Consider the following 14,387-nt stretch of genomic DNA (forward strand, 5'->3'; position numbering starts at 1 on the left):
GACATCCCGGAGGCACCATGACCGACGACACGCTGCTGCGCACCCTCGCCGAGCAGGAGGAGCGCCTCACCTTCCGCAGGTTCACCACGGACACGGCCCTCGACCTCGGCGCCCACGTGCTCGCCGGAGCTCGTCGGCGCAGCCTGCCCGTCACGATCGCCGTGCTCAAGGGCCGTCAGCGGGTGTTCCACGCGGCGCTGCCCGGCACCTCCCTCGACAACGACGAGTGGCTCGACCGCAAGGCCCGCGTCGTCGAGCGCTACGGCAAGAGCTCGTGGCGCGTCGGCGAGCAGTTCCGCGTCGACGGCTCGACGTTCGACGAGAAGTCGAGGCTCGACACGGCGCTCTACGCGGCGCACGGCGGGGTGTTCCCCGTGATCGTCCGCGGGGTCGGGATGGTCGGCTCCGTCGGCGTCTCGGGCCTGCCCCAGGCCGACGACCACGCGCTCGTCGTCGAGCTCGTCGAGGACTTCCTCGACCACGGCTACGACAGCTGACCCTCCCCACGACCCGACACACCCCCGAGGAGGCGCGGTGACCGACGACGAGGCCGTCACGGCTGCCGACTCCCTCGCGCGCCTCCTCCGCGAGACCGCCGCCGAGCTCGACGCCCGGCACGCCCGCGACGAGGCGCTGGCCACCGTGAAGGCCTCGCGGAAGCTGCTGCTCGTGCACACCTCGGCGTCGATGCAGCCCGCCGGGCGGGCCTGGCGGCTCGGGGTCCTGCTGCTCGGACGCGGCGGCGAGGTCTGGGCCACCGGCCGGATCACCCGCGCGACCGAGCCCAAGAAGGAGCAGGGCCTCTCGGCCTCGGTCGAGGAGCGCCGCGACGCCCGCCGGGCCGCCTCGAAGAAGTTCACCGAGGGCGAGGTCGTCAACTTCGAGCACGTCCCCCTGCCCCTCGACGCCGACTCGCTGCGGAGCGGTGCGTCCGACCCGCTCGTGCTGCGCGACGGGGTCGTGCAGGTGCGCTGGGGCCGCGGCCCCGACGAGGTGCGCGAGCTGCGGGCCTACCTGGCCGACCGGTCCGAGTTCGTCTAGGCCGCCTCCTCGGCACGTTCGTTGCACACGCTGCAACTTCGATGACTGCACGTGACCCGAGCCGCGGGGCGGAGCAGGATGGGCCGTCAACCGGACCCGTGCAGCACCGATGCGCCCAGGAGGCCCTCGTGTCGACGACCACCACCCCTCCCGACCAGCCGACCGCCGCCTCCGGGGCCGCCCCGGGCACCGGCCCAGACGGGCAGGAGAAGACCGAGCTGAAGCGGGTCATCGGGCCGAAGCTGCTGCTGCTCTTCATCGTCGGCGACATCCTCGGCACGGGCGTCTACGCCCTGACCGGCCAGGTCGCCGCCGAGGTCGGCGGGGCCGCCTGGCTGCCGTTCCTCATCGCGTTCGGCGTCGCGCTCGTGACGGCGTTCTCGTACCTCGAGCTCGTCACCAAGTACCCGCAGACCGCCGGCGCCGCCCTCTACGTGCACAAGGCGTTCGGTGTGCACTTCGTGACGTTCCTCGTCTGTTTCGTGGTGATGTGCTCAGGGATCACCAGCGCCTCCACCGCCTCCCGGGCCTTCGCGGCGAACCTCGCGGTCGGCGTCGGTCTCGAGCTGCCGAACATCGCCGTGATGGGTATCGCGATGGGCTTCATGCTGCTGGTGATGCTGGTGAACTTCCGCGGCGTCAGCGAGAGCGTCAAGGCGAACGTCGTGCTGACGCTGGTCGAGCTGTCCGGCCTCGTGATGGTCATCATGATCGGCTTCTGGGCCATCGCGGGCGGCGACGCCGACCTGTCGCGGGTCACGATCTTCGAGACGCCTGGTGACAAGTCGCTGCTGCTCAGCGTGAGCACGGCGACGTCGTTGGCCTTCTTCGCGATGGTCGGCTTCGAGGACAGCGTCAACATGGCAGAAGAGACCAAGGACCCGAGCCGGATCTTCCCCCGCACCATGCTCACGGGCCTCGGCATCACCGCCGTCGTCTACGTGCTGGTCTCGATCTGCGCAGTCGCCGTCGTGCCGATCGGCGAGCTGGCCGACAACGAGACGCCGCTCGTCACGGTCGTGAACACGGCGGCCCCCGGGTTCCCGATCGGACAGCTGCTGCCGTTCATCTCGATGTTCGCCGTCGCCAACAGCGCGCTGATCAACATGATGATGGCGAGCCGCCTGCTCTACGGCATGAGCAAGCAGGGCGTGCTGCCCGGGTTCCTGTCGAGGGTGCACCGCACCCGCCAGACGCCGTGGGCGTCGATCGTCTTCACCACCGCTCTCTCGCTGGCGCTGATCGGCTACGTGTCGCTCAGCCCGGAGTCGCCGGTCGTCGCCGTGCTCGGCGGCACGACGTCGCTGCTGTTGCTCGTCGTGTTCGCGATCGTCAACGTCACCGTGCTCGTGCTGCGCCGCGACGACGTCGGCAGGCACCACTTCCGGGCCGGGCGCGTGCTGCCGGTCGTCGGCGTCGTCGCCTGCCTCTGGCTCGTGCTGCCGTTCTCGTCCGGCCGGGGCGGAGAGCAGTACCAGATCGCGGGCATCCTGCTGGCGATCGGGGTCGTCCTCTGGGGCGTCACCATGATCTCGCGGCGTGGGCGCGGCGGCGGAGGAGGCGTCGATCGCGGAGCCGGCGGCAGCGTCCGAGCCGAGGAGGCGCGGGTCGGGTCGACCGGCGACGCGGGCGACCCCGAGGCGGTGCCGCCCGCCCGCTGACCGAGGTGACGTGCAGGGCGCCTGTCGGGATCGTCCAGGACAGGGCCCTATATTCGGTCGGGTCCGTCCCCGTCCGCCCTCGTCACCGCCCCGGGAGCCTGCCGTGCGCCGTCTCGTGATCGCCGCCTCCGTCGTGTTCTGCGGCGGGGTCGTCGCACTCGTCGTGGCGCTCGTGATGGTCGTGGCGTCGCTGGCCGGCACGCCGGACGAGCCGTCCGAGCCGGTCGCCGTGGGCGTGACCTGCCCCGACGTCGAGCCCGTCGTGGTCGGCACGATCAGCGTGCCCGCCGGGCCGATCGCGGGCTACTGCCAGGACAGGCTGATCAACGCCGCCTGGATCATGGAGGCGGCGAAGGCCCAGGGAATCGGCACCCACACCCAGGCGATCGGGGTGATGACCGCGATGGGCGAGTCGAGCCTCCGCAACATCGACCACGGCGACGAGGTGGGCCCCGACAGCCGGGGGCTGTTCCAGCAGCGGGACAACGGCCAGTGGGGCACCTACGAGCAGCGCATGGACCCGTACACGGCCGCGACGAGCTTCTTCACCAAGCTGGTGCGGATGCCCGGCTGGAAGGAGCTGACGCCGACCCAGGCCGCCCACGCGGTGCAGGTCAACGCCGACCCCGACCACTACACGAAGTGGTTCGACGACGCCGAGACGGTCGTCGCGGCCCTGACGGCGAGTCCGGCGCCCTAGCTCGGAGCCGCACCCGGACGTCACCAGCCGAGGGTGCCGGGGGCTCCCTTGAACGGCCCGACGACGCGCGAGGTGATCCAGCCGCCGTAGAAGTCGCCGTCCTGGGCCTCGACGACCTCGCCGTCGACCTCGCACGAGTCGAACCGGCTCGGGTAGAGGGCGACGTGGTCGGCGAGCATCTCGTAGCCGGGCCAGGGGCTCGGGTAGGTCCAGCCCGCCGAGGAGGCGGTGGTCCCGCCGCCCCGGACGTCCAGGTAGCGGGCCGTCCCCTTGAACTCGCACATGCTGCGGCCCTGGCCCGCCGACAGGGAACCTTCGACGAACGCCTCGCGGGGCAGGTACCAGACCGGGGGGTGGCTCGTCTCGAGCACGCGGTAGGCGTTCGTGGTGTCGGCGACGACCTCGCCGCCGAGCCGGACGACGACGCGCTCGGGGCGCGCCTCGACGCGGGGCGGCCGCGGGTAGTCCCAGACGGATTCCTGGCCGGGCCCGGGCTCGATGCGCTTCGCTCTCATCGCGCCATCCTGCTCCCGGAGGCTGGGCGACCGGCCGTGCCGCCGCCTCCTGCGCGCCGCTCGTCTCGGCGATCGGTCGAGGCGCGCGAGGAGGCGCAGAGGCGCGGAGGCGCGGAGGCGGCATGGTGACGGCGGTGCCTGGCAGGATGGCGGCATGAAGCTCGCCGAGGCACTCATGACCCGAGCCGACCTGCAGCGACGAATCGCGCAGGCGCAGGAGCGGATCCGCCAGAACGCCCGTTACCAGGAGGGCGAGGAGCCCGCCGAGGACGCGGCGGCCCTCGTCGACGAGGTGTCGCGGTCGCTCGACCGTCTCGAGGAGCTGGTGGTCGCGGTCAACCTGACCAACGCCTCCGTGCTGCTCGCCGACGGTCGCACCATGACCGCCGCGCTGGCCCGCCGCGAGACGCTCCGCGCGCGGCACAGCCTGCTGTCGAGCGCGGCCGACGCGGCCCAGGGCGGAGGCGGCGGCGGGTTCCGGCAGCTGCGCAGCGAGCTCCGCCAGTTCGCGGCGCTGCCGGTCGCCGAGCTGCGCCGACGTGCCGACGACACGGCACGCGAGCTGCGCGAGCTCGACGTCGAGATCCAGCGCACCAACTGGGAGGCGGACCTCACGACCTGAGACGAGGCACCACCGCGCGCGGAGAGTCGGTAGACGCCTCCCGGAGCGAGCACGAGCCGTGGCCGGCGGTCATCCCGGCCCCTGTCGGCGCGAGGGCAGCGCCATCCCCGCATGATGCAGCCCTGCACGCCGCACAGGTGACGTCTCACCGACGACGTCTCATCACCGTGTGCTGGCCGGGCGACGTCGAGGGCGGGATCGGGGACCTCTCCGCGCGGCTGCGCGAGACGCGGCCGGGCAGAGGCGCGGCTGCGGACTCCAGGTTCGGTGCGGTGCGTGGGCTGGCTGCTTCGGTCGGCGAGAAGGGACGTCGCAGGCGTGGGCCCTCCCCTGCCGCGTCCCCCGACGCCGCCGAGCCTGCTTGGTCCGGCTGGGCCGGGCGGGGCGGGGCGGAGCCGGGCGGGCGCAGGTCGGGGCGGAGCGGAGCCGGGCGGGCGGGTGGGCGCAGTGCGGGCGGGCGTGGGCGCGGGTCAGTCGGCGAGGTCGGTGACGCGCGGCGCCCGGATCTGGCCGAGGGCCTCGTCGAGGCCGCCGCGGGCCGGCCGGACGACCGGCAGGGCCGCCCCGACGTGCACCGTGCCGGCGAGCGATCGCGTGTACCGCAGGGTGCGAGTGCTCGGGCCGCGGTTCGCCCGGCGGTCTGCGGCCTGCTCGATCCGGGCGGCGGCGCGCTCCGCACGGGCCGAGAGGACCGCGACGCGTCGCTCGAGCCGGTCGAGCTCGAGGTGCAGCTTCCGGTCGCGCCGGTGGGCCCGGCGCAGGTGCCGCCCGAGGTGCAGGAGGCGGTCGGTCGCGCTCGTGCCGTCGCGCAGCTCGGTGCGGTAGATCAGGTGCCCGATGCCGGCCATGACCACTCCGATCGCGACGCCCAGCAGCAGCGCCAGGGGCAGGGGCGCTCCGGAGACCAGGGCGTCGTCGACGATCCGCACGCCGATCAGCACGCCGGGCAGCACCGTCAGGACGTGCACGTAGACGAGCTGCAGCCGGAGCTGCACCGCGCCGTCGGGCACGACGACCTCGCCGGAGTCGTCCTTGTGCACCCGGTGAGCGTGCCCGAAGTGGTGCAGCGCGTAGGCGACGCCGAGGGTGAAGAGCAGCGCGAACACGATCGACGTCGTGAAGGCGATCGGGTCGGTCGCCGGCATGAACACGTCGACGTTGAGCACGCGGGACATGAAGTAGGCGAACAACGCGAAGTCGGCGAGCACGAAGAACAGCAGGAGGCGCTTGCGGGCCCGCGACTCGGTGCGGTGCCTCTCCGAGCCCGAGTCGAGCGACGCCTCGATCGCCACGGACAGCCGGTCGGCGGTCGCGCGGGCCTCGTCCCGGGTCACCGTACGGCCCGTCGTGTCGAGGAGGGGCTCGTCGCCCGAGCGGTCGAGGCGTCGGAGCACCTCGCGGTGCCGGGAGCTGAGCGCGGTGAGGCGGCGCGCCGCCGGGTCGAGCACCTGCCGCGTGCGACGAGCCAGCCACCTCTCGGCCGCGACCTCAGTGCGGAGCCGGAGCGCCGCCTCCAGCGGGGTGTGGTCGTCCACGCCCTCGGGCAGGTCGGCGCGCAGGCGCTCGTCGTGCAGGCGCGGGGCCGTCGCCGCGTGCCGTGCCGGGATCGGACCGACGCCGACGAGCGAGAGGACGAGGTCGCCGGCGGGGATCGCCTCGACGGCGCGGGCCCGCGGGAGCGTGCCGGCCGGGCGGGGCGCCGGGAGCGGGGCAGGCGCCGTCGCCGCGGGCGAGGTCGGGTCGTGGTCGGGCCGACCGGTGAGGCGGTCCCGCACGCGGGCCTCCCGCCAGGCGTCCAGCCGGTCCGTCGGCCGGGATCCCGTCCCGTGGGGCAGGGACTCGGTGACCTGCCCGTCGGGCCAGCCGTCGAGTCGTTCGGTGACGTGCGCGTCCGGCCGGCCGTCGAGGCGCTCGGTCACCTGCGCGTCCGGCCAGCTGCCGAGGCGCTCGGTCACCTGCGCGTCCGGCCAGCTGTCGAGCCGATCGGTCGCTCGGTCGTCGGGACGGGACTCGGGGCGGATGTCGGTCATGACGCGGTGTCCTCACTGCGGAAGGTGATCTCGACGCGACGGTTCTGCGCCGCGAGCTGGTCGTCGAAGACGCCTCCGGGGAGGTCGTCGACCACGGGGTCGGCGTCGCCGCGGCCGACGACGTCGCCGAGCGTGCCGGTGGGAGCGCCGAGGCGCACGAGGGCGTCGTGGACGGCCTGCGCCCGGTCGAGGCTGAGCTGCTCGCCGTCGACGACCCCGGCGCGGGTGTCGGCGGCGTGGCCGACGACGTCGGCGGCGATCCCTGACGGGCAGCGTCCGAGCTCGTCGGCGACGCCCTGCAGGGCCGTGTCGGCGGTCGAGCCGAGGGCCGCCGAGTCGCCGCCGAAGAGGACGGCGGCCGAGAGTACGAGCGGAGCCGTGCACGGCGTCGCGTCGCTCGTCACGGGCACGACGGGCACCGCCGAGGAGGCGACGGGCGCCTCCTGGGACGCGCCCGCTCCCCCGTCGGTGCAGCTCGTCGCCCCGGCCGCGTCGCAGACGGCGAGCCAGAGCTCGGACAGCCGACTCGTGGACGAGATCGACGGCGAGGGCTGCGAGCCCGCGGTGCGGCCGAGCCCGACGAAGGTGACGGCGTGTCCGCCGAGGTCGGGCAGGGCACCCTGGTCGGCCAGCGTCGAGGCGACCGCGGCCGGATCGAACGACCAGCCGAGCTGCCGCAGGTCGAGGGGGTCGGCGGTCTGCACGCCGCTCGACACGACGACGATCGAGCCGCCGTCGTGCAGGGCCGCGGCGGAGGCGAGCACCGAGAGCAGGTCGAGGCCCTCGTCGCCGGCGGTGAGGCCGGCCACGTCGGTGCCGAGCTCGACCAGGGCATCGGCGACGGCCGCCTCCCTCTTGTCGGGGACCTGCTGCACACGGTCGGCCGTGAGCATCGGCGTGAGGTCGTGGGCCGACGCGGACGACGTGCCCTGGACGACGACGTCGACGCTGCCCTCGGCAGGCTGGTGCGCCGCGAGGGCGTGGGCGGAGACGGCGTCGGCAGCTCCCGCGCCGAGCGAGGGCAGCGGCTCGGCGGAGGTGGCGGTGAAGCCGAGCACGAGCGGCTCCGGCGACTCGAGGGAGCAGCCGGCCAGGGCCGTGAGGGCGACGGCGGCTGCGGCCGCGGCCGCGACGGCGCGCGCGGCGGCGCGGCGGGGGCGGCTCGCGGGTCGCGGGGACGCGGAGGGTCGTGGGGTCATGGAGGGTCCTCTGGATCGCGCGGGGCAGGCCCGCTCGGGGACGACGAACGTCCGGACCTCGAGCGTAGGAACGGGCCACTCCCCACCGCAGCCTGCCCAGGGATGACCGGGACCCTCCTCCGGGATGAACCGCGCTCCTCCTCAGGTCGCGACCGGCGCCTCCTCGGCGGACGGGTCAGGCGCCGAGGCGGACGGGTCAGGCGCCGAGGCGGCCGGGCGGGGCGGCCCGCACGTGCATGCGCTCGCCCTGGCGCCCGAAGAGGCTGAGGAACTCGACGGCTCCGGGCCCGACCCGGCCGAACCAGTGCGGCGTGCGCGTGTCGAACTCCGCGGCCTCCCCCGCGGGCAGCACGAGGTCGTGCTCGCCGAGCACGAGCCGCAGCCGGCCGCGCAGCACGTAGAGCCACTCGTAGCCCTCGTGCACCCGGGGGTCCGGCTCGCCCGGGGGCACGTCGGCCTCGATGAGGTGCTTGAAGGCCTGCAGCCCTCCCCCGCCGCGCGACAGCGGGACGATCGTCTGGCCGTGCATCGTGACGGGCCGCAGGTGGATCCGCGGATCGCCGGTCTCGGGCGCCCCGACGAGCTCGTCGAGCGGAACGCCGTGGGCGCGGGCGAGCGGCAACAACAGCTCGAGCGCAGGACGCCGCTGACCGGACTCGAGCCGCGACAGGGTGCTCACCGAGATGCCGGTCGTCTCGGCCAGCTGGGCGAGGGTGCGGCCGCTCGTCGCCCGCAGCGCGCGCAGCCGGGGGCCGACGGCCGCGAGCACGTCGTCGGTCGAGGCGTCGGCGTCGGCGTCCGTCCCGGCTCCGGAGCGGGACAGGGACGACGGGGACGTGCCGGAGGGCCGGGGACGATCGTGAGCCATGTCGTGATCTTGCCACATCGGCAACAGAGCTTGCAGGTCGAGGAGGTGCCGGTCGAGCATGGTGCCAGGAGGTCACCCACCATGACGAAAGCCCCGCAGTCCCCCCTCGATTCCCCCGCCGCAGCCGCTCTCGCGACGACGACCGCAACGTCGACCACGAGCACGGCCACGACCACGACCACGACCACGACGACAGACACCTACGACGTGGTCGTCGTCGGAGGCGGCGCCGCCGGCCTCAGCGCCGGCCTCACGCTCGCCCGCGCCCGGCGCCGCGTGCTCGTCGTCGACGCCGGCGAGCCGCGCAACGCCCCCGCCGCCGGCGTGCACGGCTTCCTCACCCGCGACGGCGTCGCCCCGCGCGAGCTCACCCGGCTCGGCCGTGCCGAGGTCGAGCAGGTCGGCGGCGAGGTCGTCGACGGGACCGTGACGCGACTGGAGCGGACCGACGGCGACCCCGCCGACGCCTCGGCCCGTGCCGGTGCGTCGGCCACGAGGGCGAGCGCAGGAGGCGCCTCCTCGTTCACCGTCTCGCTCACGACGCCGGGCGGCGACGAGCGCGTCGTCCGGGCCCGACGCGTCGTCGTGACGACCGGCCTCACGGACGAGCTGCCCGACGTCGACGGGCTCGCCGGGCGCTGGGGCCGCGACGTCGTGCACTGCCCGTACTGCCACGGCTGGGAGATCCGCGACCAGGTGATCGGCGTGCTCGGCACGACCCCGTTCGCCGTGCACCAGGCGATGATGTTCCGGCAGTGGAGCGACCGCGTGACGCTCTTCGTGCACGAGGCGCCCGAGCCGTCCGACGACGAGTGGGAGCGGCTGGCGGCCCGCGGCGTGCAGGTCGTGACGGGTCGCGTCCGGTCGCTGCGGGTCGAGGGCGATGCACTGACCGGCGTCGTCGTCGACGGGGCGCCGGTCGTGCCGGTCGACGCACTCGCCGTCGCCGCCGCGGTGCGCCCGAACGCCGACCTGCTCGAGCCGCTCGGCCTCGTGCACGAGCCGCACCCGATGGGGCTGGGGACCGTGATCGCGTCCGACCCGCTGACCGGCGCGACGACCGTGCCCGGGCTGCACCTGGCTGGCAACGTCGCCGACGCGCGGATGCAGGTGGTCACGGCCGCCGCCTCCGGCGTGGGGGTCGCCGCCGCCGTCAACATGAGCCTCATCACCGAGGACACCGATCTCGCCGTGGCCGAGCGGCGCCGTCCGTTCGGGGTCCGCGCCGAGGCGGAGAACACGACCAGGGTGCTCGGCGACCGCCGGCACGGAGTCGAGCACGCACTAGAGGGAGCACGACGATGACGGACTCGACCGGGCAGCACGCACACGGGCAGCACGTGCACGGCGACGGGCAGCACGCCTCGGAGGAGTGGGGCCGCGACTACTGGGAGGACCGCTACTCGGCCCCCGGCCTGCAGTGGAGCGGGCGCCCGAACCCCGTCCTCGTCGACGAGGCGAGCGGGCTCGAGCCGGGTCGCGTGCTCGACGTGGGCAGCGGCGAGGGCGGCGACGCGATCTGGCTCGCCGGCCGCGGCTGGCAGGTGACCGCGGTCGACATCGCACAGGCCGCGCTCGACAAGGCGGCGGCCCGTGCGGCCGAGGTCGACGAGGAGGCGGCGGCCCGGATCACCTGGGAGCAGCACGACCTCGCCGACTGGGCTCCCGCACCGGGGTCGGTCGACCTCGTGTCGTCGCAGTTCATGCACCTCGCCGACCCGGTGCGCGCGGCGCTGTTCCGGTCGCTCGCGGCGGCGGTGGCGCCCGGCGGGACCCTGCTCGTCGTCGGCCACGACCTGTCCGACCTCGCTGCGGGGGCCGGGCGGCACGGCAAGGAGGAGCTGATGTTCACGATCGACGACGTGCTCGCGGCCGTCCCCGACGACGGCTGGACCGTCGAGGTGGCGGAGTCGCGTGCGCGGCAGGTCCCCGCGACGGACGGCGGGACCACCACGGTGCGCGACGTGGTCGTCAAGGCGACCCGCACCTCCTAGTCCGCGTCCGCGTGGCGTCCGGGGTCAGCGGCGGCGGCGCAGGCGGTCGAGCACGACGCGGCGGTCACGCCAGGCGCCCGTCGACCAGAGCGCGACGAACACGAGCAGCGGCTGGAACGGGAGGCGCAGCCAGCGCTTGGCGTCGGTGTCGAGGCCGAAGGCGCTCGTCCGGGTCACGAGCTGCGAGATGTTGCCCGGGAAGATCGCGACGAAGAACGCCGCCACCACGAGGCCGACGGCCACGCGCCACCGGCCGAGCGCGACGAGCGAGCTGCCGAGCGCGATCTCGACCACGCCCGACGCGAGCACGACCGCGTCGTCGTCGATCGGCAGCCACTCGGGCACCTGCGCCTGGAAGTCGTCCCGCGCGAAGCTGAGGTGGCTGGCGCCGGCGAAGACGAGGACGGCTCCCAGCAGGAGGCGGGCGACGGTCCGCGGGACGGACGTGGGACGGACTCGGGTGCGCTTCGACATCGGACCATCCTCCTCCTGCCGCGGACGCCGAGTGGTCGGTTCCGGTCGTTCCGTGCTGCACGGATGACCAGAACCGACCACTCGGCGGCGAGGTCGGGGGCCGGGGGCCCGGGGCCCGGGCCCGCCCCTAGCCGAGCGCGGTGAGCCGCAGCCGCATCGACCGCGCCGACGGCCGCAGCACGTGCGGAGCCGACACGTCGGGCCCGCAGGCCCGCGAGCCGAGCCCGTTCTGCGCCGCGTCGAGCCACAGGTAGGTGTGGTCGGGCTCGGGCAGCTCGTGCGGGTGGCGGGCGGCGTCGACCTGCTGCGCGGTGTGGCGGCGCAGCGTGAAGCCGGGCAGCCGGCCGAGCTCGTCGCCGACGGCGTCGACCCGCAGCCAGTCGCGGCCGTCGGCGCCGGTCAGGTCGAGTCTCCGCAGGTCGCTGCGGTGGCCGCTCTCCTGCGGGCGCGCGTAGTCGACGACGAGGTCGTCGACGGCCGCCGTGTAGCGGCCGACGATCGCGGCGTGGCGGCTGTCCGGGTACGACTCGTGCGGCCCGGTGCCGAACCACGACGCGGTGGCGACGTCGGTCGGCAGGTCGAGGCGCACGCCGACCCGCGGCCAGGAGGTGTCCCAGCCGGCCGTCGGCACGAGGTCGAGGGCCAGCCAGAGCTCGCCGTCCTCGAGCGACCAGCGCTCGTCGACGGTCACGGCCTGGCGGGCGTCGGCGGCGGCCCAGCGGGTGCGGACGTGCACCTGCGAGTCCGTCGCCGTGACCTGCTCGACGCGGGGCGTCATCCGGTCGAGCCCGAGCCGCAGCCAGGTCGTCTCGGCGCTCGGCAGCTCTGCCAGCAGGTACTGGTCGGCGCGGTGCCGGTCGCGCATCACGTCGACGTCGCGGTCGCGCGGCACCCAGCCGCGCCCCTGGTCGTTGTCGGTCGGCGCACGCCAGAGCTCGAGTCGCGGCCCGTCGACGGGACGACCGGCCAACGACACGAGACGGCCGTCCACGAACGACGCCGGCCCCAGGTCGAGCCGACCCGAGGAGGCGCCCGCGAGCCTGTCGCCGGCCGCACCGGGCACGCCCGGTCGCAGCGTCGACGGCGCACGCCGGACCGCCACGGCAGGCGTGAGGTCGAGCTGGGCCATCGCGATCACGTGTCCCGCGGGCGCCCACTCGGCGTCGGCCGCGGTCACGACCCGCACCGTCGCCCAGGTCTCGCCCGAGGTCGCGACCGGCAGGCCGGGGACGGCCAGGACGACCGACTCCCCCGCGGCGAGGGCGTCGTCGCCGACGCCGGCGACGGGGAGGTCGGCGACCATCGCCTCCTCGCCGTCGTGCTCGACCGTGAGCCGGATCACCACGTCGGAGGCGTCGGCCGAGTGCCGCAGGTTGGCCACCGTGACGAGCGCGACCGCGCCGTCGTCGCCGTCGCCTCCGTCGTCGGAGTCCTCGGCGTCGACCAGGCCGGCGACCTCCCCCGCGGCCAGCGTCACGCGGATCGGGGAAACGACCTGCGCCCACTCGTACAGGCCGGGCGACGGGGTGTCGTCGCTGAGGACCATCCCGTCCATCACGAAGTTCGAGTCGTGCACGACCTCGCCGAAGTCGCCGCCGTAGGCGAAGAACTCGGTGCCGTCGGCGGTGCGGTGGCGCAGGCCGTGGTCGCGCCACTCCCAGACGAAGCCGCCGTGCAGCCGCGGGAACTCGTCGACCAGCGCCTCGTACTCGTCGATCGCGCCCGGGCCGTTGCCCATGGCGTGCACGTACTCGCAGAGCAGGAAGGGCTTCGAGCGCTGGCGCGCCGCCTCGGCGGGCGTGCAGCCGAGCAGACGCACCGACTCGTCGCCGCTGCCGATCGCGCGCGTCTCGTCGACGAACGAGTACATCCGCGAGTACACGTCCGTGTAGGCGCCGGTGTAGTCGCCCTCGTAGTGCACGGGGCGACCGGTGTCGCGGGCGTGCGTCCACGCGGCCATCGCCGCGAGGTTTCGGCCCGTGCCGGCCTCGTTGCCGAGCGACCACATCACGATCGACGGGTGGTTCTTGTCGCGCTCGACGGTGCGGACCATGCGGTCGACGTAGGCGTCGTGCCAGGCGGCGTCGTCGCTGGGGTTCTCGGTCCAGGCGTCGCGCTCGAAGCCGTGCGTCTCGAGATCGCACTCGAGCACGACCCAGAAGCCGAGCTCGTCCGCCAGGTCGAGGAGGCGCGGGTGCGGCGGGTAGTGCGACGTGCGGATCGCGTTCACGTTGAACCGCTTCATCTGCAGCAGGTCGCGTCTCGCCCACTCCTCGTCGAAGACGCGGCCGCGATCGGGGTGGGTCTCGTGCCGGTTGACGCCGTGGAACACGACGCGGCGGCCGTTGACGGTGAACCGGTCGCCGTCGATCCGCACGGTGCGGAAGCCGAGCCGGAGGCTGACGACCTCGGCGCCGAGCGCGCTCGACACGGTGGCGTCGTAGAGCCGAGGCGTCTCGGCCGACCAGGGCTCGACGCCCCCCGCCAGCTCGACGGGCGCGACGTCGGCAGCCGTGGCCCAGGTCACGTCGACGCCGAGCTCGGGCACCGCGAGGGTGACGGGGAACGCGTCGGGGCCGGCCGTGACCTCGGGGACGACCGTCGCGCCTCCTGCGGTCTCGCCCGCCGTGCCGTGCCAGGAGGTGCGCAGCCAGACGTCGTCGAGGCCGCCGACCGGGCGGGCCTGCAGCGTGACGCTGCGGAAGATGCCGGGCAGCCACCACTGGTCCTGGTCCTCGACGTAGCTCGAGGCGGACCACTGGTGCACGCGCACCGCGATGACGTTCTCGCCGGGGCGCACGGCGTCGGTGACGTCGAGCTCCTGCGCGAGGCGGCTGCCGACGCCGACTCCGACGTGCACGCCGTTGACCCAGACCGCGTAGCGCGACTCGACGCCGTCGAAGCGGAGCAGCACACGCTCGGCTCCGTCGAACGAGGCCGGCAGGTCGAAGCGGCGGCGGTGGTCGCCGGTCGGGTTCGCGTCGGGCACGAAGGGCGGCTCGGTCGGGAACGGGAACTGCACGTTCGTGTAGATCGGGGCGCCCCGCTCGCCGTCGCCGGTCAGCACCCAGTGCGACGGCACGGAGATCGACTGCCACGACGAGTCGTCGAGGTCGGGGTCGCCCACGCCGTCGACGGGCTCGCCCTCGGGCAGCACGCCGCGGCCCCCGGGGGTGGCGGGCGCGCCGGGCAGCAGGCGGAACGCCCACTGGCCGTCGAGCGACAGGGTCGGCGCGTCGGTGTGCAGCCACGACCGGGCGGGGCTGCGACGGCCCGTGCCGGG

Annotated in this window: 13 protein-coding genes; 7 read left to right on the forward strand and 6 right to left on the reverse strand. The window is 74.5% G+C overall.

The window, feature by feature from the left end:
* Nucleotides 1-17: 17 nt before the first annotated feature.
* From ACZZ97_RS07655 to ACZZ97_RS07670, 4 genes are all read left to right on the forward strand, one after another.
* Entirely contained in the window at nucleotides 18-497 is a 480-nt protein-coding gene (locus ACZZ97_RS07655; RefSeq protein ID WP_314103644.1) for a heme-degrading domain-containing protein, read from the forward strand.
* A gap of 37 nt (nucleotides 498-534) precedes the next feature.
* The gene (locus ACZZ97_RS07660) at nucleotides 535-1,041 is read left to right on the forward strand and encodes a hypothetical protein (RefSeq protein WP_463472752.1); all 507 of its coding nucleotides are present in this window, start codon (nucleotides 535-537) and stop codon (nucleotides 1,039-1,041) included.
* Nucleotides 1,042-1,169: 128 nt separating this feature from the next.
* A complete protein-coding gene (locus ACZZ97_RS07665) occupies nucleotides 1,170-2,702 on the forward strand; it encodes an APC family permease (RefSeq protein ID WP_463472753.1) in 1,533 nt (510 codons plus the stop codon).
* A 103-nt stretch (nucleotides 2,703-2,805) separates the two neighbouring features.
* Entirely contained in the window at nucleotides 2,806-3,402 is a 597-nt protein-coding gene (locus ACZZ97_RS07670; protein WP_314103649.1) for a hypothetical protein, read from the forward strand.
* Nucleotides 3,403-3,422: 20 nt separating this feature from the next.
* Here the strand turns inward: ACZZ97_RS07670 and ACZZ97_RS07675 are convergent, their stop codons facing one another.
* Nucleotides 3,423-3,917, reverse strand: coding sequence for a DUF427 domain-containing protein (locus ACZZ97_RS07675; protein WP_314103651.1), 495 nt, complete (start codon nucleotides 3,915-3,917; stop codon nucleotides 3,423-3,425).
* 154 nt (nucleotides 3,918-4,071) lie between these two features.
* Here ACZZ97_RS07675 and ACZZ97_RS07680 point away from each other — a divergent pair, with 154 nt between their 5' ends.
* A complete protein-coding gene (locus ACZZ97_RS07680; RefSeq protein ID WP_314103652.1) occupies nucleotides 4,072-4,539 on the forward strand; it encodes a DIP1984 family protein in 468 nt (155 codons plus the stop codon).
* Nucleotides 4,540-5,009: 470 nt separating this feature from the next.
* Here the strand turns inward: ACZZ97_RS07680 and ACZZ97_RS07685 are convergent, their stop codons facing one another.
* The 3 genes from ACZZ97_RS07685 to ACZZ97_RS07695 all read right to left on the reverse strand — a co-directional run bounded on the left by ACZZ97_RS07685 (nucleotide 5,010) and on the right by ACZZ97_RS07695 (nucleotide 8,636).
* Complete coding sequence (locus ACZZ97_RS07685; RefSeq protein ID WP_463472754.1) at nucleotides 5,010-6,569, reverse strand: hypothetical protein; 1,560 nt, start codon at nucleotides 6,567-6,569, stop codon at nucleotides 5,010-5,012.
* Nucleotides 6,566-7,768, reverse strand: coding sequence for an OmpA family protein (locus ACZZ97_RS07690; RefSeq protein WP_463472755.1), 1,203 nt, complete (start codon nucleotides 7,766-7,768; stop codon nucleotides 6,566-6,568). Before ACZZ97_RS07690 ends, ACZZ97_RS07685 begins: the two co-directional genes overlap by 4 nt.
* 196 nt (nucleotides 7,769-7,964) lie before the next feature.
* Complete coding sequence (locus tag ACZZ97_RS07695; RefSeq protein WP_463472756.1) at nucleotides 7,965-8,636, reverse strand: helix-turn-helix domain-containing protein; 672 nt, start codon at nucleotides 8,634-8,636, stop codon at nucleotides 7,965-7,967.
* Nucleotides 8,637-8,717: 81 nt separating this feature from the next.
* On the opposite strand from ACZZ97_RS07695, the gene ACZZ97_RS07700 reads away from it, so the two are divergent.
* Together ACZZ97_RS07700 and ACZZ97_RS07705 are read left to right on the forward strand one after the other, a co-directional pair.
* A complete protein-coding gene (locus ACZZ97_RS07700) occupies nucleotides 8,718-9,941 on the forward strand; it encodes an NAD(P)/FAD-dependent oxidoreductase (protein ID WP_463472757.1) in 1,224 nt (407 codons plus the stop codon).
* Nucleotides 9,938-10,630: a class I SAM-dependent methyltransferase gene (locus ACZZ97_RS07705; protein WP_463472758.1), complete on the forward strand. Its 693-nt coding sequence runs from the start codon at nucleotides 9,938-9,940 to the stop codon at nucleotides 10,628-10,630. Before ACZZ97_RS07700 ends, ACZZ97_RS07705 begins: the two co-directional genes overlap by 4 nt.
* 24 nt (nucleotides 10,631-10,654) lie before the next feature.
* On the opposite strand, the gene ACZZ97_RS07710 is transcribed toward ACZZ97_RS07705, so the two are convergent.
* Both ACZZ97_RS07710 and ACZZ97_RS07715 read right to left on the reverse strand, forming a co-directional pair.
* Nucleotides 10,655-11,104 (reverse strand): DoxX family protein, encoded by a 450-nt coding sequence (locus tag ACZZ97_RS07710; RefSeq protein ID WP_463472759.1) that lies wholly within the window; start codon nucleotides 11,102-11,104, stop codon nucleotides 10,655-10,657.
* Between the two features lie 127 nt (nucleotides 11,105-11,231).
* Nucleotides 11,232-14,351, reverse strand: coding sequence for a glycoside hydrolase family 2 TIM barrel-domain containing protein (locus ACZZ97_RS07715; RefSeq protein ID WP_463473777.1), 3,120 nt, complete (start codon nucleotides 14,349-14,351; stop codon nucleotides 11,232-11,234).
* Nucleotides 14,352-14,387: the final 36 nt, after the last annotated feature.

It is taken from the genome of Frigoribacterium sp. AC512, assembly GCF_979258295.1.